The organism is Pantoea sp. PA1, from assembly GCF_056856975.1.
The window spans coordinates 22,573-43,610 of the sequence record NZ_JBXGEE010000006.1 but is presented as its reverse complement, the minus strand read 5'-3'; the positions used below and the strand labels follow the sequence as shown (position 1 = coordinate 43,610).

At 56.4% G+C, this 21,038-nt stretch carries 20 protein-coding genes; 2 read left to right on the top strand and 18 right to left on the bottom strand.

Features of this window, described 5'->3' with window-relative positions:
* Window positions 1-19 precede the first annotated feature (19 nt).
* Complete coding sequence (xylF, locus tag AC1V0D_RS18875; RefSeq protein WP_009088231.1) at window positions 20-1,012, bottom strand: D-xylose ABC transporter substrate-binding protein; 993 nt, start codon at window positions 1,010-1,012, stop codon at window positions 20-22.
* 344 nt (window positions 1,013-1,356) lie between these two features.
* Between xylF and xylA the strand changes: the two genes are divergently transcribed.
* Window positions 1,357-2,679 carry a xylose isomerase gene (gene xylA, locus AC1V0D_RS18870; protein ID WP_140924006.1) on the top strand — a complete coding sequence of 441 codons (1,323 nt, stop codon included), beginning with the start codon at window positions 1,357-1,359 and terminating at the stop codon, window positions 2,677-2,679.
* A gap of 17 nt (window positions 2,680-2,696) precedes the next feature.
* Window positions 2,697-4,139: a xylulokinase gene (xylB, locus tag AC1V0D_RS18865; protein WP_140924008.1), complete on the top strand. Its 1,443-nt coding sequence runs from the start codon at window positions 2,697-2,699 to the stop codon at window positions 4,137-4,139.
* Window positions 4,140-4,216: 77 nt separating this feature from the next.
* On the opposite strand, the gene AC1V0D_RS18860 is transcribed toward xylB, so the two are convergent.
* The 17 genes from AC1V0D_RS18860 to atpI all read right to left on the bottom strand — a co-directional run bounded on the left by AC1V0D_RS18860 (window position 4,217) and on the right by atpI (window position 20,815).
* Window positions 4,217-5,455 carry an MFS transporter gene (locus AC1V0D_RS18860; RefSeq protein WP_140924010.1) on the bottom strand — a complete coding sequence of 413 codons (1,239 nt, stop codon included), beginning with the start codon at window positions 5,453-5,455 and terminating at the stop codon, window positions 4,217-4,219.
* A 106-nt stretch (window positions 5,456-5,561) separates the two neighbouring features.
* Window positions 5,562-6,296: a phosphate signaling complex protein PhoU gene (gene phoU, locus AC1V0D_RS18855; protein WP_009088225.1), complete on the bottom strand. Its 735-nt coding sequence runs from the start codon at window positions 6,294-6,296 to the stop codon at window positions 5,562-5,564.
* 17 nt (window positions 6,297-6,313) lie between these two features.
* Window positions 6,314-7,087, bottom strand: a complete 774-nt coding sequence (gene pstB, locus AC1V0D_RS18850) for a phosphate ABC transporter ATP-binding protein PstB (protein WP_009088223.1) — start codon at window positions 7,085-7,087, stop codon at window positions 6,314-6,316.
* A gap of 44 nt (window positions 7,088-7,131) precedes the next feature.
* The gene (gene pstA, locus AC1V0D_RS18845) at window positions 7,132-8,022 is read right to left on the bottom strand and encodes a phosphate ABC transporter permease PstA (protein ID WP_009088221.1); all 891 of its coding nucleotides are present in this window, start codon (window positions 8,020-8,022) and stop codon (window positions 7,132-7,134) included.
* Entirely contained in the window at window positions 8,019-8,981 is a 963-nt protein-coding gene (gene pstC / locus AC1V0D_RS18840; protein WP_009088219.1) for a phosphate ABC transporter permease PstC, read from the bottom strand. The genes pstA and pstC overlap by 4 nt, the downstream gene beginning before the upstream one ends.
* Before the next feature lie 87 nt (window positions 8,982-9,068).
* Entirely contained in the window at window positions 9,069-10,112 is a 1,044-nt protein-coding gene (pstS, locus tag AC1V0D_RS18835; RefSeq protein WP_140924012.1) for a phosphate ABC transporter substrate-binding protein PstS, read from the bottom strand.
* 165 nt (window positions 10,113-10,277) lie between these two features.
* Window positions 10,278-12,107, bottom strand: coding sequence for a glutamine--fructose-6-phosphate transaminase (isomerizing) (gene glmS, locus AC1V0D_RS18830; protein WP_009088215.1), 1,830 nt, complete (start codon window positions 12,105-12,107; stop codon window positions 10,278-10,280).
* A 153-nt stretch (window positions 12,108-12,260) separates the two neighbouring features.
* Window positions 12,261-13,631 carry a bifunctional UDP-N-acetylglucosamine diphosphorylase/glucosamine-1-phosphate N-acetyltransferase GlmU gene (glmU, locus tag AC1V0D_RS18825; RefSeq protein ID WP_336794705.1) on the bottom strand — a complete coding sequence of 457 codons (1,371 nt, stop codon included), beginning with the start codon at window positions 13,629-13,631 and terminating at the stop codon, window positions 12,261-12,263.
* Between the two features lie 160 nt (window positions 13,632-13,791).
* Window positions 13,792-14,211 carry a F0F1 ATP synthase subunit epsilon gene (locus AC1V0D_RS18820; protein ID WP_008926374.1) on the bottom strand — a complete coding sequence of 140 codons (420 nt, stop codon included), beginning with the start codon at window positions 14,209-14,211 and terminating at the stop codon, window positions 13,792-13,794.
* A 24-nt stretch (window positions 14,212-14,235) separates the two neighbouring features.
* A complete protein-coding gene (gene atpD / locus AC1V0D_RS18815) occupies window positions 14,236-15,633 on the bottom strand; it encodes a F0F1 ATP synthase subunit beta (RefSeq protein ID WP_009088209.1) in 1,398 nt (465 codons plus the stop codon).
* A gap of 30 nt (window positions 15,634-15,663) precedes the next feature.
* Complete coding sequence (atpG, locus tag AC1V0D_RS18810) at window positions 15,664-16,530, bottom strand: F0F1 ATP synthase subunit gamma (RefSeq protein WP_003849534.1); 867 nt, start codon at window positions 16,528-16,530, stop codon at window positions 15,664-15,666.
* A gap of 52 nt (window positions 16,531-16,582) precedes the next feature.
* Window positions 16,583-18,124, bottom strand: a complete 1,542-nt coding sequence (gene atpA / locus AC1V0D_RS18805) for a F0F1 ATP synthase subunit alpha (protein WP_009088205.1) — start codon at window positions 18,122-18,124, stop codon at window positions 16,583-16,585.
* Between the two features lie 14 nt (window positions 18,125-18,138).
* Window positions 18,139-18,672 carry a F0F1 ATP synthase subunit delta gene (atpH, locus tag AC1V0D_RS18800; protein WP_009088203.1) on the bottom strand — a complete coding sequence of 178 codons (534 nt, stop codon included), beginning with the start codon at window positions 18,670-18,672 and terminating at the stop codon, window positions 18,139-18,141.
* A gap of 14 nt (window positions 18,673-18,686) precedes the next feature.
* Window positions 18,687-19,157 (bottom strand): F0F1 ATP synthase subunit B, encoded by a 471-nt coding sequence (gene atpF / locus AC1V0D_RS18795; protein ID WP_009088200.1) that lies wholly within the window; start codon window positions 19,155-19,157, stop codon window positions 18,687-18,689.
* Between the two features lie 105 nt (window positions 19,158-19,262).
* The gene (gene atpE, locus AC1V0D_RS18790; RefSeq protein WP_003849523.1) at window positions 19,263-19,502 is read right to left on the bottom strand and encodes a F0F1 ATP synthase subunit C; all 240 of its coding nucleotides are present in this window, start codon (window positions 19,500-19,502) and stop codon (window positions 19,263-19,265) included.
* 105 nt (window positions 19,503-19,607) lie between these two features.
* Window positions 19,608-20,426 carry a F0F1 ATP synthase subunit A gene (gene atpB, locus AC1V0D_RS18785; protein ID WP_009088198.1) on the bottom strand — a complete coding sequence of 273 codons (819 nt, stop codon included), beginning with the start codon at window positions 20,424-20,426 and terminating at the stop codon, window positions 19,608-19,610.
* Window positions 20,427-20,434: 8 nt separating this feature from the next.
* Complete coding sequence (gene atpI, locus AC1V0D_RS18780; RefSeq protein ID WP_009088196.1) at window positions 20,435-20,815, bottom strand: F0F1 ATP synthase subunit I; 381 nt, start codon at window positions 20,813-20,815, stop codon at window positions 20,435-20,437.
* Window positions 20,816-21,038: the final 223 nt, after the last annotated feature.

Below are 21,038 nucleotides of genomic sequence, written 5' to 3'. Positions count from 1 at the left end.
TCCCTCACGCTTTGCGCGGTCAGAGTTCGCTCTGTTTGTGGAAACCGTCTTTCACCACGGTGCTTTCGATATTGTCTTTGTTAACCGGAATCGGCTTCAGCAGCCGCGACGGCACATCTTTCAGGCCGTTGTTCAGCGTGCTGTTGCTGGCGGGTGTTTTGCCATCGCCCAGCTCGACCGCGATTTTCGCCGCTTCGGTCGCCAGCTCGGTGATCGGCTTGTAAACGGTCATGGTCTGGGTGCCCGCTTTGATGCGCTTAATCGCCGCCAGATCGGCATCCTGGCCGGAGATGGCCACTTTCCCGGCCAGTCCCTGCGCGCTCAGCGCCTGAATCGCTCCCCCGGCGGTGGCATCGTTGGAGGCGACCACCGCATCGATATGGTTACCATTGGCGGTCAGGGCATTTTCCATAATCTTCAGCGCATTTTCCGGCAGCCAGGCATCGACCCACTGATCGCCAACAATTTTGATGCTGCCGTTATCGATATAGGGTTTTAACACTTTCATCTGTCCGGCGCGGAACAGGCGGGCGTTATTATCCACCGGCGATCCGCCCATTAAAAAATAGTTGCCCTTAGGCACCTGTTTCACAATGCTTTCGGCCTGCAGCTCACCCACTTTTTCATTATCGAAAGAGATATAAAAATCGATATCGGCATTATTTATCATGCGATCATAGGCCAGCACTTTAATGCCTTCCCGCTTCGCTTCTGCGACGACGTTACTCAGCACCTGACCGTTGTAAGGAATAATCACCAGCACATCGACACCGCGATTGATCATATTTTCAATCTGCGACATCTGGGTTTCTTCATTGCCGTTCGCAGACTGAACAAACACCTGAGCGCCCTGCGACTCGGCCTGTTTTACAAAGATATCGCGATCTTTCTGCCAGCGCTCCAGGCGCAAATCATCAATTGCCATGCCGATCTTCACTTCTTTCGCCAGGCTGGTCTGGCTGAACAGCGCCAGCGCCGCACAGGCAGCAAACAGTGCATGTTTCATCTTCATTGTGATCATCCTGTAGGTTGAGGCTATTTTCGTTTCAGGCCGATAAACCAGGCGGATGAATTGTTGCCCTTATTTCTGAATGACAGCAATTACTGATTTTTATCCGGCTATTACGTTTTTTGGTTTATTTGTTTTTTTATGAGCGCGATCGGATTTTCATCCTTTTCGGAGAAACCATGCCGCGCGCGACGCTCCGCGTGGAATAGCCTTATTTTGCGAGCCAGCGCACAAATAATAATTATCTGAAACCCGGAGTGAAATATCGTAATTGAGCTGAGTCAGTCACCCATATCAAATATGGCTTCAACGCAGACCATTCGGGTACTGATGCTAAGGAGCAAACCATGCACGCTTATTTCGATCAGATCGATCGGGTTCGTTATGAAGGTCCCCAGTCGACGCATCCTCTCGCTTTCCGCCATTACAATCCTGATGAGGTGATCCTCGGCAAGACCATGGCGGAACATCTGCGCTTTGCCGCCTGCTACTGGCACACCTTCTGCTGGAACGGCGCGGATATGTTTGGTGTCGGCGCCTTTGATCGTCCCTGGCAGAAAAGCGGCGATGCATTGCAGCTGGCAAAGCAGAAGGCGGATGTGGCCTTTGAGTTCTTCCACAAGCTGAATGTGCCCTGGTACTGCTTCCACGACGTGGACGTCTCACCGGAAGGAGATTCGCTGCAAAGCTACAAAGAAAACTTTGCTGCCATGACCGATAAGCTGCTGGAGAAACAGCAGGAGACCGGCGTGAAACTGTTGTGGGGCACCGCTAACTGCTTTACCCATCCGCGCTATGGCGCAGGCGCGGCGACCAACCCCGATCCGGCTGTCTTTGCCTGGGCAGCGACGCAGGTCTGCAGCGCCATGCAGGCGACGAAAACGCTGGGTGGCGAAAACTATGTGCTGTGGGGGGGACGTGAAGGGTATGAAACGCTGCTGAATACCGATCTGCGTCAGGAGCGCGAGCAGATTGGCCGCTTTATGCAGATGGTCGTCGAGCATAAACATAAAATCGGCTTCCAGGGCACGCTGCTGATCGAACCGAAACCGCAGGAGCCGACCAAACATCAGTATGACTACGATGTCGCCACGGTTTATGGCTTCCTGAAACAGTTCGGGCTGGAGAAAGAGATCAAGGTGAACGTGGAGGCGAACCACGCCACGCTGGCCGGTCACTCCTTCCATCACGAAATTGCCACCGCCATTGCGCTGGGCATTTTCGGTTCGGTGGATGCGAACCGTGGCGATCCGCAGTGTGGCTGGGACACCGATCAGTTCCCGGTCAGCGTGGAAGAGAACGCGCTGGTGATGTATGAAATCCTTAAAGCGGGCGGCTTTACCACCGGCGGTTTAAACTTTGATGCCAAAGTGCGTCGTCAGAGCACCGACAAATATGATCTCTTCTACGGTCATATCGGGGCAATGGATACAATGGCGCTGGCGCTGAAGGTGGCGGCGCGCATGATCAGCGACGGCGAGCTGGATAAGCGTGTGGCGCAGCGCTACAGCGGCTGGAATAGTGAGTTCGGCCAGCAAATTCTGAAAGGCGAGTTTTCCCTCGACGCGCTGGCGGCGCACGCTCAGCAGCAGCAGCTCAATCCGCAGCATCAGAGCGGGCGTCAGGAGCAGCTGGAAAATCTGGTGAATCACTATCTGTTTGATTTCTGAACCTTCAGGAGCGGAGCATGTATATCGGGATCGATTTAGGCACCTCTGGCGTCAAAGTGGTGCTGATGGATGCACAGGGCAACGTGGTGGCGACAGAAACCTCGCCGCTGCAGGTTTCGCGTCCACACCCCCTGTGGAGCGAGCAGGATCCCGAAAGCTGGTGGCAGGCGCTGGATCAGGCGATGCAGGCGCTGAGCGCACAGCAGGATCTGGATGCCGTGCAGGCCATAGGGCTGAGCGGACAGATGCATGGAGCGACGCTGCTCGACAGCGCAAACCAGGTCTTACGCCCGGCCATGCTCTGGAATGATGGACGCAGTAAGGCGCAGTGCCGTGAGCTGGAGCAGAAGGTGCCGGATTCACGGGCGATCACCGGTAACCTGATGATGCCCGGCTTCACGGCCCCCAAAATGCTGTGGGTGCAGCAGCATGAACCGGCCATCTTCCGTCAGATCGCGCACGTGCTGCTGCCCAAGGATTACCTGCGCTGGCGGATGAGTGGCGACTTCGCTACGGATATGTCAGATGCCGCAGGCACGATGTGGCTGGATGTGGCGCAGCGTGACTGGAGCGATGTGATGCTGCACGCCTGCGATCTCAGTCGTGACCAGATGCCGCAACTCTATGAGGGCAATGCCCTGACCGGCACCTTACATGCTGACCTGGCGATACGCTGGAAGATGAACGCGGTGCCGCTGGCCGCTGGCGGGGGCGACAATGCCGCCGGTGCCGTGGGCGTCGGCATGACCGAACCCGGCCAGGGGATGCTGTCGCTGGGCACCTCCGGCGTCTATTTTGTGGTGAGCGACGGCTATCTCAGCAATCCGCAGCAGGCTGTTCACAGCTTCTGTCACGCGCTGCCGCAGCGCTGGCATCTGATGTCGGTGATGCTGAGTGCAGCCTCCTGTCTGGACTGGGCCGCGACGCTGACCGGCTGCCGGGATGTGCCTGAGCTGCTGGATGAAGCCGCGCGGGCGCGTGATGACGTGCCGCCACTCTGGTTTCTGCCCTATCTTTCCGGTGAACGCACGCCGCACAACAATCCCAACGCCCTCGGCGCCTTCTTTGGTTTTACCCACCAGCATGGTCGTCCCGAGCTGGCGCGGTCGGTGCTGGAGGGGGTCGGCTTTGCGCTGGCGCAGGGCATGGATGTGCTGCATGAGTGTGGCGTTCAGCCGGAGAGCATTATGCTGATCGGCGGCGGGGCGCGCAGTGCGCTGTGGCGTCAGATGCTGGCGGATATCAGCGGCCAGACGCTGGATTACTGTCATGGCGGCGAGGTTGGCCCGGCACTGGGCGCGGCCAGGCTGGCCCAGCAGGCGCTGGATGCCGGCGTCACCGTCCCGACACCGGTGCGGGTGCAGCGGCATCAGCCGGATCCCGGCAGAATGGCGGAGTACCGCTCACGCCGGGAAACCTTTGCAATCCTCTATCGGCAGCTCCTGCCGCTGATGAACTGATCGTGCCTGCCCGGCGCACGCTGAGCAGCATCAGAAAGCCCTGATGGCCGGGAGAGCGATCCCCCGGCCACCGTCTGTCAGCCAATCGCGCCCAGCGTATCTTCCTGACCCTGCTTCTTCGGCAGCAGGAACAGCGTCGCCACAATATCCAGCAGATAAATCAGCGCCAGCAGGGTAATCGCCGCCGTGAACGAAAACTGACTGGCCAGCAGCCCTATCACCACCGGCCCAAAGCCGCCCACGCCACGACCCAGGTTGAACAGGACATTCTGCGCGGTGGCCCGCACCTGCGGCGGGAAGGTATCGGAAATCAGCGCACCGTAGCCGCCGATCATGCCGTTAACGAACATCCCCATGATCGCGCCGGTCACCAGCATAATGGTGGGATCGCGCAGCTGGGCGTAGACCACCACCATCACCACGGCACCAAACTGGTAGAGCAGGAAGATTTTCCAGCGCGCAAAGCGGTCGGCCAGCACGCCAAACAGCCAGATGCCAAAGGTCATGCCGACGACGGTGACCGCCGTCCAGAGACCCGATTTGGTCAGGCTGAAGCCAAAGCTGGAGGAGAGGTAGCTCGGCATCCAGATCATCAGCCCGTAGTAGCCAAAGTTCTGTACGGAACAGAGAATAAAAATGCCGAGGCTGGCTTTGGCGGTGGTGCGATCGCGCACCAGCAGCTTCAGGCGCGCCGGGAAAGAGAGCGATGGCACCTGCTTGACCTGACGCTGATACGCTTCCGGCTCGCCCATGCCGCGGCGGATAGTAAACGAGACCAGCGCCGGCAGCAGCCCGACCAGGAACATGCCGCGCCAGCCGATAAGCGTCAGCAGCGGCGGCGTGATAAAGGCCGCCATCAGCACGCCGAGCTGCCAGCCAATGCCGACCCACGCTGACGCGCGATTGCGCTTCTCCACCGGCCAGGCTTCGGCAATCAGCGCCATGCCGATACCAAACTCGCCGCCCAGTCCGACGCCCGCCAGCGTGCGCCAGGCGAGCAGATCCCAGTAGCCCTGCGCCACCGCGCACAGACCGGTGAAGACAGAAAAGACCAGAATCGTGACGGTGAGCATACGGATGCGGCCAAAACGGTCGCTGAGATGACCAAACACGATGCCACCGATTACCGCGCCAATCAGCGTCCAGGTCACCAGCGATCCCGCCTGTGAGGGGTTGAGCGCCAGCGAAACGGAGATAGCCGGCAGCATAAAGCCGAGTATCAGCAGGTCGAATCCATCCATGGCATAACCACTGACCGCAGCCAGCATCGCTTTGCCGGGCGTGACGCCTGGCTTAGATTGGGGAGAAGGGGACATCTTTGCGCACCTCAGAGAGAAAAGTGCCGCAATTATAAAGAGTGTTCAGGGTGTGACCAATTGAAAAGGCTTATCCCTGCGCCGGGCAGGCACAGGGTAAGCGGGATCAGGAAGGGCGGTTGCTGCCGTCGTCACCCGACAGCAGTTCGTCGAGTCGGTCACCGCCAACGTGGCGGAAATCCTGACCTTTGACGAAATAGAAGATGATTTCGCAGATGTTCTGGCAGCGATCGCCGATGCGCTCAATCGCACGGGCGCAGAACAGCGCCGTCAGCACGCTGGGAATGGTGCGGGGATCTTCCATCATGTAGGTCATCAGCTGACGCACAATGCCCTCATACTCTTTATCCACCTTTTTATCTTCACGGTAGATAGTGATCGCCTCATTGAGATCCATGCGGGCAAAGGCGTCCAGCACATCATGCAGCATCTGTACGGTGTGGCGGCCCAGCGACTCCAGGCTGACCAGCAGCGGCAGATGCTGCTGACCAAACTTCTCCAGCGCCGTGCGGCTGATCTTCTCTGCCACGTCACCAATGCGCTCCAGCTCAGAGATGGTTTTGATGATCGCCATCACCAGCCGCAGATCGATTGCGGTTGGCTGACGTTTGGCGATGATGCGCACGCAGGCTTCATCAATCTCCACCTCCATCATGTTGACCTTCTGGTCACCGTCGATCACCCGCTGCGCCAGCTCGCCGTCCAGGTTGTGCATCGCGGTAATCGCGTCGGTCAGCTGCTGCTCGACCATCCCGCCCATGATCATCACCTGAGTGCGGATATGCTCCAGCTCGGCATTGAACTGACCGGAGATGTGTTTGTTCAGATTCAGATTATCCATGTCGATCTCCTGTCAGATCAGCCGTAGCGGCCGGTAATGTAGTCTTCAGTCTGCTTCTGCGCCGGTTTGGTAAACAGCGTGTCGGTGTCGCTGAACTCAATCAGCTCGCCCAGATACATAAAGGCCGTATGGTCAGAGCAACGTGCCGCCTGCTGCATGTTGTGCGTCACGATCACCACGGTGTAGTCCTGTTTCAGCTCGGTGATCAGCTCCTCGATACGCCCCGTCGAGATCGGGTCCAGCGCCGAGCAGGGCTCATCGAGCAGTAACACTTCCGGGCGAATCGCGATGCCGCGCGCAATGCAGAGACGCTGCTGCTGACCGCCGGAGAGACTGTAACCGCTCTGATGCAGCTTGTCTTTGGTTTCATTCCACAGTGCCGCTTTGGTCAGCGCCCACTGCACGCGCTCATCCATATCGGCACGTGACAGCTTTTCAAACAGGCGCACGCCAAAGGCGATGTTGTCATAGATCGACATCGGGAACGGGGTCGGCTTCTGAAAGACCATGCCGACGCGGGCGCGCAGCAGCGCAATATCCTGCTGGGCCGTCAGAATATTTTCGCCATCCAGCAGAATGTCCCCTTCGGCCCGCTGCTCAGGATAGAGGGAGTACATTTTGTTAAAGGTACGCAGCAGGGTCGATTTACCGCAGCCCGATGGCCCGATAAATGCCGTCACCTGATTCTTAGCGATATCCAGGTTGATGTTCTTCAGCGCATGAAACTTACCGTAATAGAAGTTCAGATTACGGACCTGAATTTTATCGGCTGATGCCGTCGCGATACTCATCATTCATCTCTCTTATACGGCGCCGCAGCGGGCCGCGCCGGAAGTTAACCGTGTTTGCCTTTGGCGAAAATCACCCGCGCGACAATGTTCAGCAGCAGCACGCACAGGGTAATAATCAGCACGCCCGCCCAGGCCAGGCTCTGCCATTCGGCGAACGGGCTCATGGCGAACTTAAAGATGGTGACCGGCAGGTTGGCCAGCGGCTGCATCATGTCCGTGCTCCAGAACTGATTCGAGAGCGCGGTAAACAGCAGCGGTGCCGTTTCCCCGGCGATGCGGGCGATGGCCAGCAGCACGCCAGTGATGATGCCGGAGACGGACGCCTTCAGGGTGATGGCCGAGATCATCTTCCACTTCGGCGTGCCCAGGGCGTAAGCCGCTTCACGCATGCTGTCTGGCACCAGACGCAGCATGTTTTCGGTGGTACGGATCACAATCGGCACCTGCAGCAGCGCCAGCGCTATCACCCCGGCCCAGCCGGAGAAGTGCTGCATCTGCGACACCACAAGGGTGTAGACGAACAGGCCGACCACAATCGACGGTGCCGACAGCAGAATGTCGTTAATGAAGCGGATCACCTCTGACAGGGCCGACTTGCGCCCATATTCCGCCAGATAGATACCGGCCAGAATCCCCAGCGGCGTGCCAAAGAAGGTTGACCAGAAAATCAGTAATCCACTCCCGGCCAGGGCATTCGCCAGCCCGCCGCCCGCGGTGTTCGGTGGCGGGGTCGATTCGGTAAACAGGGACCAGGAGAGGCCATCCACGCCGCGGGAAACCGTGGTAAAGAGGATCCACACCAGCCAGAACAGGCCAAACGCCATGGTCAGCAGCGACAGCGTCAGCGCGATCTTATTTTTGGTGCTGCGCCAGGACTGCATTTTACGGCGTGAAGCGTCCAGTTCGGCACGCGCCTGAATTTCAATCGTGGTCATGAGCGCGCTCCTTCACTTTTCGCCAGACGCATAATCATCAGCTTGGAAATCGCCAGAACGATAAAGGTAATCACAAACAGGATCAGCCCCAGCTCCATCAGCGCGGCAACATGCACACCCGACTCCGCCTCCGCAAACTCGTTGGCCAGCGCCGAGGTAATGCTGTTACCCGGCATAAACAGCGACGGACTGTCGAGCTGGTAGGTGTTGCCGATAATAAAGGTGACCGCCATGGTCTCACCCAGTGCACGACCCAGTCCCAGCATGATGCCGCCAATCACGCCATTTTTGGTAAACGGCAGGACGATGCGCCAGATCACTTCCCAGGTGGTGCAGCCGATGCCGTAGGCGGACTCTTTCATCATGACCGGCGTCTGCTCAAAGACGTCGCGCATCACGGAGGCGATGTAAGGGATGATCATGATGGCCAGAATCACCCCCGCCGCGAGAATACCGATACCGAAAGCGGGGCCGGAGAAGAGCGCGCCGACAATCGGAATGCCTGACATGACGTCGTTGACCGGCGTCTGAAAATATTCGGCAAACAGCGGGGCGAAAACAAACAGGCCCCACATGCCATAAACGATGCTCGGAATCGCCGCCAGCAGCTCAATAGCGGTGCCCAGCGGACGACGCAGCCAGCCGGGTGCGAGTTCAGTCAGGAACAGCGCGATACCAAAACTGACCGGCACGGCGATAATCAGCGCGATAAGGGAGGTCACCAGCGTGCCGTAGATCGGCACCAGAGCACCAAATTCTTCATTGGGCGCATCCCAGGTTTTGGTCCACAAAAAGGCGAAACCAAACTTCTGGATGCTGGGCCACGAGGAGATGATCAGGGAGACGATAATGCCGCCCATCAGTAACAGGACAATCAGCGCAGCCAGCCGGACCAGTGCACCGAAAATTTTGTCACCCTGTTTGCCTGGGGCTTTGAAAGCCGGCTTCGTTGCAGCCATAGAAGTCTCAGTCTTCAGAGGTTATCGGGGCGGCATGACGCCGCCCGTTGGGTCTGACCGGACGGTAGTCCGGTCAGGGTCGGTCAATTACTGATAAAGCGCTTTACCAGAACTGTCTTTGATATTGGCTTTCCAGGCGGCACGGATCTGTTCGGTTACGCTCGCAGGCAGCGCAGCATAATCCAGCGCGGTAGCGGTTTTGCCGCCGCTTTTGTAAGCCCAGTCGAAGAACTTCAGCACTTCAGCGCCTTTGGCCGCATTCGCCTGATCTTTGTAGATCAGAATGAAGGTGGTGGAGGAGATAGGCCAGGCATCTGCGCCCTTCTGGAAGGTCAGGTCCTGGGCAAATGATTTGCTCCAGTCAGCGCCTTTCGCAGCATTGCTGAAGCTGGTTTCGCTTGGCGCGACCGCTTTGCCATCGGCATCCATCAGTTTGGTGTAGGTCAGGTTATTCTGTTTGGCGTAGGCATATTCCACGTAGCCGATTGAACCCGGCAGACGCTGAACAAAGGCGGCGACACCGTCGTTGCCTTTCCCGCCCAGACCGACCGGCCAGTTAACGGTGTTCCCTTTACCGATTTTGCTGTTCCACTCCGGGTTCACCTTCGCCAGATAGCTGGTGAAGACGAACGAGGTGCCTGAACCATCCGCGCGGCGTACCACGTTGATGTTGGTCTCTGGCAGTTTTACGCCCGGGTTAAGTCTGGCAATCGCCGGGTCGTTCCATTTTTTGATGGTGCCAAGGTAGATATCACCGACGGTTTTGCCATCCAGCGTCAGCTGGCCTGACTTGATGCCTGGCAGGTTAACCGCCAGTACCACGCCACCGATGACGGTCGGGAACTGGAACAGGCCATTTTTCTGCAGATCTTCCTCTTTCATAGGCGCATCGGACGCACCGAAATCCACGGTTTTGGCGATGATCTGTTTGACACCACCGGATGAACCGATGCCCTGGTAGTTAATTTTGCTACCGGTGGCTTGCTGATATTCTGCTGCCCACTTGGCATAAACCGGTGCCGGGAATGTCCCGCCAGCGCCCGTGAGATCGGTGGCCGCAAAAGCAGATACCGCGCTGACGGCGAAGGTGGTGGCAAGAATTCGGGCTACGGTGCTACGCATCAGTGTCATGTTCCCTCCAGGGGAGAAAAGTCAGGCTCGGGGCCGTTTTAGTAAGAGTCAGTGATTGCTGCAGGAGGGAAAATAGGACAGTTTGATGACAGTGAAATGTACGAAATATGACAGTTATATGACAGTGCGCAAAAATGAAGTGGGCCCACTCTGGGGCCCACCTGATTATTCCACGGTAACCGATTTGGCCAGGTTACGGGGCTGGTCGACGTCGGTGCCTTTGATCAGGGCGACGTGATAGGAGAGTAACTGCAACGGCACGGTGTAGAAGATCGGCGCAATCACCTCTTCGACATGCGGCAGCGGGATAATCTTCATCCCGTCACTGTCGCTGAAGCCGGCATCCTGGTCGGCAAAGACATAGAGCAGGCCGCCACGGGCGCGCACTTCTTCGATGTTGGATTTGAGCTTCTCCAGCAGTTCGTTGTTGGGTGCCACAACGATGACCGGCATATCGGCATCAATCAGCGCCAGCGGGCCATGCTTCAGTTCGCCAGCGGCGTAAGCTTCCGCATGGATGTAGGAGATCTCTTTGAGCTTCAGCGCCCCTTCCATAGCGATCGGATACTGATCGCCACGTCCCAGGAACAGCGCGTGATGCTTGTCAGAGAAGCCTTCGGCCAGATTCTCAATCAGCTTATCCTGCGCCAGCATCTGCTCAATCCGGCTGGGCAGCGCCTGCAGCGCGTGCACGATCTCATGCTCGGTGTCGGCGGACATCCCTTTCAGACGGCCCAGTTTCGCCACCAGCATCAACAGGACGGCGAGCTGCGTGGTGAACGCCTTGGTCGACGCGACGCCGATTTCAGTGCCCGCTTTGGTCATCAGCGCCAGGTCCGACTCGCGCACCAGTGACGAACCGGCCACGTTGCAGACCGCCAGCGATCCCAGGTAGCCCAGCTCTTTCGAGAGGCGCAGCGCCGCCAGGGTGTCGGCGGTCTCGCCCGACTGCGACAGGGTGATCAGCAGGCTGTTTTTGCGCACCGCTGACTTGCGGTAGCGGAACTCCGAGGCGATCTCAACATCACAGGGGATGTTGGCCAGCGACTCAAACCAGTAGCGTGACACCATGCCAGAGTTATAGGAGGTACCGCAGGCGATAATCTGGATATGCTCGACCTGGCTCAGCAGCGCCTCGGCACCCGCACCCAGCTCGCTGAGATCCACCTGCCCCTGGCTGAAGCGACCGCTCAGGGTACTTTTCAGCGCCATCGGCTGTTCATAGATCTCTTTCTGCATGTAGTGACGGTAAATGCCTTTGTCACCGGCATCATATTGCAGGTTCGACTCAATCTCGGCGCGCGTCACGCTGTTGCCTTCCCGATCGATTACCGTCACGTCGCGGCGGCTGATCTCGGCGATATCGCCCTCTTCCAGATAGATGAAGCGACGGGTAACCGGCAGCAGCGCCAGCTGATCGGAGGCGATAAAGTTTTCACCCACGCCGCGACCGATGACCAGCGGGCTGCCGGAACGGGCCGCCACCAGCCGTGAAGGATCGCGGCTGTCCATGATGACCATGCCATAGGCACCGCGCAGCTGCGGGATCACGCGCAGCACCACGTCACGCAGCGATCCACCCTGCTTCTGCTCCCAGTGAACCAGATGCGCCACCACTTCCGTGTCGGTTTCAGAAACAAAAACGTAGCCGCGTTCGATCAGCTCCGCGCGCAGCGGCTCATGGTTTTCGATAATGCCGTTGTGCACGATGATGATATGTTCTGAGACGTGCGGATGCGCATTCGCTTCCGACGGCTCGCCATGGGTTGCCCAGCGCGTGTGCGCGATGCCGGTGCCCCCAATCAGCGGCTGCTGTTCAGCAGCTTCCGCCAGTTTCTGCACCTTCCCTAAACGCCGCAGGCGCGTAACGTGCCCCTGACGATCGACCACGGCCAGACCGGCCGAATCATATCCGCGATATTCAAGACGACGCAGACCTTCCAGCAGAATCTCTGCGATATCGCGCTGTGCTACTGCACCAACAATTCCACACATAATGATGTTTTCCTGACTACATGGCTTTTCGCCACTTTCGTTGTCATGCGACCTGATATCCGGCTTTGCCGGTTCCCCGAGCCTTGTAGAGAGTGGGGATTATAGTTTTGGCACTGCACTGTACCGGCCCGCATAAAGCGGGCCGTTAAAAATTTATTTTTTCTTCACCGGACGCTGCCAGTCCGCTTTGTGATTCTGCTCTTTGCGGTTGTAGACCAGACCGGCTTCGGTCACATCCTTCATGATGGTGGTGCCTGCCGCAATGGTAGCGCCTGCCGCCACGCTGACCGGGGCCACCAGCTGGGTATCTGAGCCCACAAAGACGTCATCGCCAATCACGGTTTTGAATTTGTTCGCGCCGTCATAGTTACAGGTGATGGTGCCTGCACCGATATTCACGTTGTCGCCGATCTCCGCATCGCCGAGATAGGAGAGGTGACCCGCTTTCGATCCTTTGCCCAGACGCGCTTTTTTCATTTCGACGAAGTTACCCACGTGGGCGGCGTGCGCCAGATCGCTGCCGGGACGCAGACGGGCAAACGGCCCGACGGTGACGGCGGTCGCGAGGGTGGCATCCTCGATCACGCTATAGGGGCTGATTTCGCAATCGTCGCCGATTACGCTGTTTCTGATGATGCAGCCCGCACCGATTTTCACGCGTGCGCCCAGCGTCACCTGACCTTCAATAATGACGTTGGTGTCGATCTCCACATCCCGCCCATGCGTCAGCGTTCCGCGCAGGTCAAAACGGGCCGGATCGCGGAGCATCACGCCCGCCAGCAGCAGTTTTTCCGCCTGTTCCGCCTGATAAGTGCGTTCTAAGGTCGCCAGCTGCAGCCGGTTGTTCACTCCGTCGGTTTCACTGATACGCGCCGGATGAACGGCATTGATCGTCCGCCCTTCCTGATGCGCCAGCGCAATAATGTCGGTGATGTAATATTCGCCCTGCGCATTATTGTTGGTGAGCTGCGCCAGCCAGCGTTTTAAATCGCCGCCGTTGGCGATAAGAATACCGGTGTTGATTTCGGTAATGGCAAGCTGTGAAGGGCTGGCATCTTTCTGTTCGATGATGCCGGTGATGGTGCCGTTCTCACGCACAATGCGCCCGTATCCGGTGGGGTCGTCCAGCACTACGGTGAGTAACCCGATACCGCCCTGCGGTCTGGCTTCGCGCAGCCGCTTCAGGGTCTCCAGAGAGATCAGCGGCACGTCACCATACAGCATCATGATCTCTTCATCATCGGCAAACGCAGGCGCGGCCTGCTGCATCGCGTGGCCGGTGCCAAGCTGTTCAGCCTGCAACACCCAGTTGAGTGCACTATCAGTGAGGGTTGCTTTCAGGCGGTCGCCGCCGTGACCATAAACCAGATGGATGTGCTGTGCGCCCAGCCCTTTGGCGGCGTCAATGACATGCTGAACCATCGGTTTGCCTGCCAGCGTATGCAGAACTTTCGGCAGATCGGAATACATACGGGTGCCCTTGCCAGCAGCAAGGATCACCACACTCATCGCACTGTTAGACATAACTATCCTGGGTGAATTTTTACGGGTGAAAGTAAAACGGTTTAGGGGGGAGATTACTACATTTTTCTCAGGCCGAAATTAGGCGAAGAGGCCGATTTGCCACAGCAGACAAAAAAAATGCCAGCCCTCGGGCTGGCATTTCGTGACGCATAAAGCTGGATTACATCGCTTTTTTGGTCAGTTCGATCACGCGCAGTTTAGCAATGGCTTTCGCCAGCTCGGCAGAGGCCTGAGCATAGTCCACGTCGCCGTGGCTGCTGTTCATGTGCTCTTCTGCTTTGCGTTTTGCTTCCAGAGCACGCGCTTCATCCAGATCGGTACCGCGAATCGCGGTATCGGCCAGAACGGTGCTGCTGCCCGGTTGCACTTCCAGCACGCCGCCAGAGAGGTAGATATACTCCTCTTCGCCGTGCTGTTTCACGATACGGATCATTCCAGGCTTAATGGCAGTCAGCAGCGGCGCATGGCCAGGGAAAATCCCCAGTTCACCTTCGCTACCTGACACCTGAATTTTCTGTACCAGACCAGAGAACAACTGCTCCTCTGCGCTGACCACATCCAGGTGATAAGTCATAGCCATAATCTTCCTCCCGGGAAACCGTTATTACAGTTTCTTCGCTTTTTCCACGGCTTCTTCGATGGCACCAACCATGTAGAAGGCCTGCTCTGGCAGGTGGTCAAACTCACCTTCCATGATGCCTTTAAAGCCACGGATAGTGTCTTTCAGGGAAACGTATTTACCCGGTGAACCGGTGAATACTTCCGCAACGAAGAACGGCTGAGACAGGAAGCGCTGAATCTTACGCGCACGTGCCACCAGCAGTTTATCTTCTTCAGACAGCTCATCCATACCGAGGATGGCGATGATGTCTTTCAGCTCCTGATAACGCTGCAGCAGTGACTGAACGCCACGTGCAACATCATAGTGCTCCTGACCCACAACCAGCGGATCCAGCTGACGGCTGGTAGAATCCAGCGGGTCAACGGCCGGGTAGATACCCAGAGAGGCAATCTGACGGCTCAGCGTAACGGTTGAGTCCAGGTGCGCGAAGGTGGTCGCTGGTGACGGGTCAGTCAGGTCATCCGCAGGAACGTAAACGGCCTGTACGGAGGTGATTGAACCGGTCTTGGTGGAGGTAATACGCTCCTGCAACACACCCATCTCTTCTGCCAGCGTTGGCTGGTAACCTACCGCAGATGGCATACGACCCAGCAGTGCAGAAACTTCTGTACCGGCCAGGGTATAACGGTAGATGTTATCGATGAACAGCAGAACGTCGCGGCCTTCATCACGGAATTTTTCCGCCATGGTCAGACCGGTCAGTGCGACGCGCAGACGGTTACCCGGCGGCTCGTTCATCTGGCCATAGACCAGCGCAACTTTATCGATAACGTTAGAGTCGGTCATTTCGTGGTAGAAGTCGTTACCCTCACGAGTACGCTCACCCACACCGGCAAACACAGAGTAACCTGAGTGCTCAGCCGCGATGTTACGGATCAGTTCCATCATGTTGACGGTTTTACCCACACCCGCACCACCGAACAGACCGACTTTACCGCCTTTCGCAAACGGACACATCAGGTCGATAACCTTGATGCCGGTTTCCAGCAGTTCCTGCGAGTTAGACTGATCTTCATAAGAAGGTGCCGCGCGGTGAATAGAGGCGATCTCTACTGCGCTGCCATCTTCTTCTTTCAGCTCGCCTTTCATATCGATTGGCTCGCCGAGAACGTTCATGATACGGCCCAGGGTCGCTTTACCGACTGGAACCTGAATCGGTTTCTGCAGGTCGTTGACGTTCAGACCACGCTTCAGGCCGTCAGACGTACCCATTGCGATGGTACGCACAACGCCGCCGCCCAGCTGCTGCTGAACTTCCAGCACCAGACGTGCATCACCATTCATCACCTCGAGGGCGCTGTACACTTGCGGTACCGCGTCCTGAGGGAATTCGACGTCAACAACGGCGCCGATAATCTGGACAATCTTTCCAGTTGCCATCTTGAATCCTCTACCTAATTCCAAACCTGGTTAAACCGCGGAGGCCCCCGAGACGATCTCGGTAAGTTCCTGGGTGATGCTGGCCTGACGAGCTTTGTTGTACACCAACTGCAGCTCTTTGATCAGATTTCCGCCGTTATCGGTTGCGGCTTTCATCGCCACCATACGTGCGGCCTGCTCACTGGCCAGATTTTCCACCACACCCTGATAAACCTGCGATTCGACATAACGACGCAGCAGGGTATCCAGCAGCGCTTTCGGATCGGGTTCGTACAGGTAATCCCAGGTCTTCGCCTTCATCTCTTCTTCACCTTCCGCTGGCGCTAACGGCAGCAGTTGGGTGATGGTCGGAGTCTGAGACATGGTGTTATTGAACTTGTTACTGACGATCATCAGCTTGTCGATGCGGCCTTCATCATAAGCCTGCAACATCACTTTTACCGGGCCAATCAGGTCAGACAGGGCAGGTTTATCGCCCATGCCGCTGACTTGCGCCACGATGTTGCCACCCACAGCACTGAAGAATGACGCCCCTTTTGAACCGATAATCGACAGATCGCTCTGCACGCCTTTATCGGACCAGGACTTCATATCCGCCAGTAATTTTTTGAACAGGTTAATGTTCAAACCACCACAAAGCCCGCGGTCTGTTGAAACGACCAGGTAGCCGACGCGCTTGACGTCGCGCTGTTCCAGGTAAGGGTGCTTGTATTCCAGATTACCCAACGCAAGGTGACCAATCACTTTGCGCATGGTGTCTGCATACGGACGGCTGGCCGCCATGCGTTCCTGCGTTTTACGCATCTTGGAGGCGGCGACCATTTCCATCGCTTTGGTGATTTTCTGCGTGTTTTTCACGCTTCCAATCTTGCTTCGTATCTCTTTTGCGCCGGCCATTAGCTTCTCCTCAAAGCCTTGCGGCCTGCCTTTTCAGACAAGCCGCCAGACATTACCAGGACTGGGTTGCTTTAAACGTATCGATCAGGCCTTTCAGCTTCGCTTCGATATCGTTGTTAAAGTTGCCCGACTGGTTGATTTCAGCCATCAGCTCAGCGTGGTCGCGATCGGCGAAGGCCAGCAGTGCAGCTTCAAAGCTACCAATTTTTGCCAGTTCAACGTCGTTCAGGTAGCCACGCTCGGCAGCGAACAGAACCAGACCCTGCTGCGCGACAGACATCGGCGCATACTGTTTCTGCTTCAGCAGCTCGGTCACTTTCTGACCGTGGCTCAGCTGTTTACGGGTTGCATCATCCAGATCAGAAGCGAACTGCGAGAACGCCGCCAGTTCACGATACTGTGCCAGCGCGGTACGGATACCACCGGACAGTTTCTTGATGATCTTGGTCTGTGCAGCACCACCAACACGGGATACCGAAATACCTGGGTTAACCGCCGGACGAATACCGGAGTTGAACAGGTTCGATTCCAGGAAGATCTGACCGTCAGTAATCGAGATTACGTTGGTCGGAACGAACGCAGAAACGTCGCCCGCCTGAGTTTCGATGATCGGCAGTGCAGTCAGTGAACCGGTTTTACCTGTCACCGCGCCATTAGTGAAACGCTCAACATATTCAGCGCTTACGCGTGATGCACGTTCCAGCAGACGAGAGTGGAGATAGAACACGTCGCCAGGGAATGCTTCACGACCCGGTGGACGACGCAGCAGCAGAGAGATCTGACGGTATGCGATAGCCTGCTTGGAGAGGTCATCATAAACGATCAGCGCATCTTCACCGCGGTCACGGAAGTATTCGCCCATCGCACAACCTGCGTACGGAGAGAGATACTGCAGTGCAGCAGATTCAGACGCAGACGCCACAACAACGATGGTGTTCTGCAGTGCGCCATGCTCTTCCAGCTTACGAACCACGTTAGAGATGGTTGAGGCTTTCTGACCAATCGCAACGTAGACACACTTGATGCCTGAGTCGCGCTGGTTGATGATCGCATCGATCGCCATCGCGGTTTTACCGGTCTGACGGTCACCGATGATCAGCTCACGCTGGCCACGGCCGATTGGAATCATCGCATCGACCGACTTATAACCGGTCTGAACCGGCTGGTCGACTGACTGACGGTCGATAACGCCAGGAGCAATCACTTCAACCGGTGAGAAACCGTCGTTGTCGATTGCGCCTTTACCGTCGATAGGAGCACCCAGGGTGTTCACGACGCGGCCCAGCAGGCCACGGCCTACCGGTACTTCAAGAATACGGCCAGTACACTTAACCTTCATGCCTTCGGCGAGGTCAGCGTAAGGACCCATCACCACTGCACCAACCGAGTCACGCTCGAGGTTCAGGGCGATAGCGTAACGGTTACCCGGCAGGGCAATCATCTCACCCTGCATGACATCGGCCAGGCCGTGTACGCGGATGATACCGTCACTTACAGAAACAATCGTACCTTCGTTGTGAGCTTCGCTCACGACATTGAACTGAGCAATGCGCTGCTTGATCAGTTCGCTGATTTCGGTGGAATTCAGTTGCATATGCTCCAGTCCCCTTAAGACTGCAAGACGTCAGCCAGACGGTCAAGACGGCCGCGTACGCTGCCATCAATAACCAGATCACCCGCACGGATGATCACGCCTGCCATCACAGACTTATCAATTTTGCAATTCAGCTTAACTTTGCGTGACAGACGTTTTTCCATCGCGGCGCTGATTTTATTCAGCTGGTCGTCACTCAGCGTACTGGCGGAGATAACATCAACTTCAGCGGTGGCTTCATGAGCGTCACGCAGTTCGATGTATTGGGCCAGTACAGCCGGAAGCGCTGTCAAACGTCCGTTTTCCGCCATCACCTTAATCAGGTTCTGCGCGGGTTCATCCAGTTGATCACCACAGACTGCGTTAAACGACGCTGCCAGCGCTTCCGGTGCTAACGCACCAGAGAGAAGATCAGCCATCTGTTCATTGCGAGCCACTTCTGCGGCGAACGCCAGCATCTGTTGCCAGCGTTCAATACTTTGATGCTCAACAGCAAAGTCAAAAGCTGCTTTGGCGTAGGGGCGAGCTACAGTAATCAGATCAGACATCAGCCCCTCCCTCCTTACAGTTCAGCGACCAGTTTATCAACGATGTCGCTGTTAGCAGCTTCATCCACGGAGCGTTCGATGATCTTCTCGGCGCCAGCCATAGCCAGCAACGCGACTTGCTTACGCAGTTCTTCACGTGCACGTTTACGTTCGGCGTCAATTTCCGCCTGCGCTTGTGCCACGATACGATTACGTTCGTTTTCAGCTTCGGTTTTGGCTTCGTCCAGAATCTGCGTGCGACGCTTGTTCGCCTGCTCGATAATGACCTGAGCGTCTTCTTTGGCTTTTTTCAGCTGGTCGGTCGCATTAGCCTGCGCGAGATCCAAATCTTTCTTCGCACGTTCAGCAGAAGCAAGGCCTTCAGCAATTTCTTTCTGGCGCTTTTCGATGGCAGCCATAATCGGCGGCCATACGTACTTCATGCAGAACGCGACAAACAGGATGAACGCGATAGCCTGGCCGAGGATTGTTGCATTAATGTTCACAGCACAATGCCTCTAGATTGAGTATTTAACTTTTCTGCCGTTATCAGCGATAAGCGGCAGAATCCGTTCACCCCTGCACATTGTGCGCTGAGTGAACACAGGGCTTTAGGCGACAGCAAACATCACGTACAGACCCAGACCAACAGCGATCATCGGGATTGCATCCACCAGACCCATTACAACAAAGAACTGCGTACGCAGCAGAGGAATCAGGTCAGGCTGACGAGCAGCGCCTTCCAGGAATTTTCCTCCGAGGATGCCGATACCGATCGCAGCACCGATTGCCGCCAGGCCCATCATCACAGCGGCAGCCATGTACAGCAGATCCATATTCAGGTTTTCCATGACAGTCTCCAGTTTGTTTCAGTTAAATGCTCCCTTCATCTTCCGGGCTTCAGCGGCGTGCGCTGCCACCCGGAATCAGGAGGGAAAGTAGTGTTGAGAAAAAAATCAATGCTCTTCAGATGCCATCGACAGATAGACGATCGTGAGGACCATGAAAATGAAAGCCTGTAGCGAAATGATCAGGATGTGGAAAATGGCCCACGGCACATTCAGCACCCACTGTGACCACCACGGCAACAGACCGGCAATAAGGATAAAGATCAGTTCACCCGCATACATGTTACCGAACAGTCGTAAACCCAGTGAAACAGGCTTAGACAGCAGGCTTACACCTTCCAGAATCAGGTTGATCGGGATGAAGATCGGGTGGTTAAAAGGCTGCAGCGTCAGCTCTTTCGTGAAGCCGCCAATGCCTTTCATTTTGACGCTGTAGAACAGAATCAAAATAAATACGCCCAACGCCATAGAGAGCGTGATGTTCACGTCTGCAGACGGTACGACGCGCAGCGCCGGTAACCCCAATACGTGCTCGCCGATATAAGGCAGCAGGTCGATTGGCAGCAGATCCATGAAGTTCATCAGGAAGACCCAGACAAAGATTGTCAGAGCCAGCGGGGCGATAAGTTTACTCTTACCGTGATACATGTCGCGCACGTTACTATCAACGAAGCCGACAACCAGTTCGATAGCCGCCTGCATTTTCCCTGGCACACCGCTGGTGACAGACTTCGCCACGCTACGGAACAACACCAGGAAGATAACTCCCAGCACCAGAGAGAAAAACATGGAATCGATATTTAATACCCAGAACGTCGCGGGAGCGTCGTGCGGATTCACTAACTCGAAGGTACGCAGGTCCAACTGAAGATGAGTCAGGTGGTGACCAATGTACTCTTGCGGAGTAGAGATTTCTCCTGCAGCCATGATGCCTCTTACCCTTTGTTGTTAATTACCGCCGGTGCCAGCATGTGTACCACCAGCACCGATAACCAGGTTATTCCGACCGGCCAGAAGACCGCGCCGAATAGACCCAACGCCACAATGAGCAAAATGATGGTCGCAAACACTTTGGCTATTTCACCTAAAGCGAAGCTCCACGCGACTCGCCCCGAAGCGGGGGATTGCCCCTGCAGGCGCCAGGCTAAAAACAAAAACAATACGTTTGGCAGCCAGGCTGCCGCTCCGCCAGCAAGAGCAGAGACACCCCACGTGACATCTTTAACAGCAAAGAGTGCGCCGATGATAACTATCGTCACCAGCTGAATCATCAGCACCGTTCGGGCGAATTTCACACTGTAAAGAGACACTGACATGACGCTGATACTCTCCTGCCCCATCAGGGGTATGTCGCGTGTCGTATAAGACTGCCTTTGCGCAGTTGAGTCAAGCAGCAAAAGCCGTGCAAATTATACGGGCCGCACCTGCGATTTCAATCGGTAAGTAGCGAAAAGGTGAACAATTATTTAAATTTCTTTCCGGAGGGCTATTTTTTCAAAGATTACCCTGCCGGAATTCATCTGAATCGGACTGAAAATT

Excerpts from the sequence above, each read along its gene's own strand:
- xylF (WP_009088231.1), bottom strand. The coding sequence starts at position 1,012 with ATGAAGATGAAACATGCACTGTTTGCTGCCTGTGCGGCGCTGGCGCTG.
- xylA (WP_140924006.1), top strand. The coding sequence starts at position 1,357 with ATGCACGCTTATTTCGATCAGATCGATCGGGTTCGTTATGAAGGTCCC.
- xylB (WP_140924008.1), top strand. The coding sequence starts at position 2,697 with ATGTATATCGGGATCGATTTAGGCACCTCTGGCGTCAAAGTGGTGCTG.
- AC1V0D_RS18860 (WP_140924010.1), bottom strand. The coding sequence starts at position 5,455 with ATGTCCCCTTCTCCCCAATCTAAGCCAGGCGTCACGCCCGGCAAAGCG.
- phoU (WP_009088225.1), bottom strand. The coding sequence starts at position 6,296 with ATGGATAATCTGAATCTGAACAAACACATCTCCGGTCAGTTCAATGCC.
- pstB (WP_009088223.1), bottom strand. The coding sequence starts at position 7,087 with ATGAGTATCGCGACGGCATCAGCCGATAAAATTCAGGTCCGTAATCTG.
- pstA (WP_009088221.1), bottom strand. The coding sequence starts at position 8,022 with ATGACCACGATTGAAATTCAGGCGCGTGCCGAACTGGACGCTTCACGC.
- pstC (WP_009088219.1), bottom strand. The coding sequence starts at position 8,981 with ATGGCTGCAACGAAGCCGGCTTTCAAAGCCCCAGGCAAACAGGGTGAC.
- pstS (WP_140924012.1), bottom strand. The coding sequence starts at position 10,112 with ATGACACTGATGCGTAGCACCGTAGCCCGAATTCTTGCCACCACCTTC.
- glmS (WP_009088215.1), bottom strand. The coding sequence starts at position 12,107 with ATGTGTGGAATTGTTGGTGCAGTAGCACAGCGCGATATCGCAGAGATT.
- glmU (WP_336794705.1), bottom strand. The coding sequence starts at position 13,631 with ATGTCTAACAGTGCGATGAGTGTGGTGATCCTTGCTGCTGGCAAGGGC.
- AC1V0D_RS18820 (WP_008926374.1), bottom strand. The coding sequence starts at position 14,211 with ATGGCTATGACTTATCACCTGGATGTGGTCAGCGCAGAGGAGCAGTTG.
- atpD (WP_009088209.1), bottom strand. The coding sequence starts at position 15,633 with ATGGCAACTGGAAAGATTGTCCAGATTATCGGCGCCGTTGTTGACGTC.
- atpG (WP_003849534.1), bottom strand. The coding sequence starts at position 16,530 with ATGGCCGGCGCAAAAGAGATACGAAGCAAGATTGGAAGCGTGAAAAAC.
- atpA (WP_009088205.1), bottom strand. The coding sequence starts at position 18,124 with ATGCAACTGAATTCCACCGAAATCAGCGAACTGATCAAGCAGCGCATT.
- atpH (WP_009088203.1), bottom strand. The coding sequence starts at position 18,672 with ATGTCTGATCTGATTACTGTAGCTCGCCCCTACGCCAAAGCAGCTTTT.
- atpE (WP_003849523.1), bottom strand. The coding sequence starts at position 19,502 with ATGGAAAACCTGAATATGGATCTGCTGTACATGGCTGCCGCTGTGATG.
- atpB (WP_009088198.1), bottom strand. The coding sequence starts at position 20,426 with ATGGCTGCAGGAGAAATCTCTACTCCGCAAGAGTACATTGGTCACCAC.
- atpI (WP_009088196.1), bottom strand. The coding sequence starts at position 20,815 with ATGTCAGTGTCTCTTTACAGTGTGAAATTCGCCCGAACGGTGCTGATG.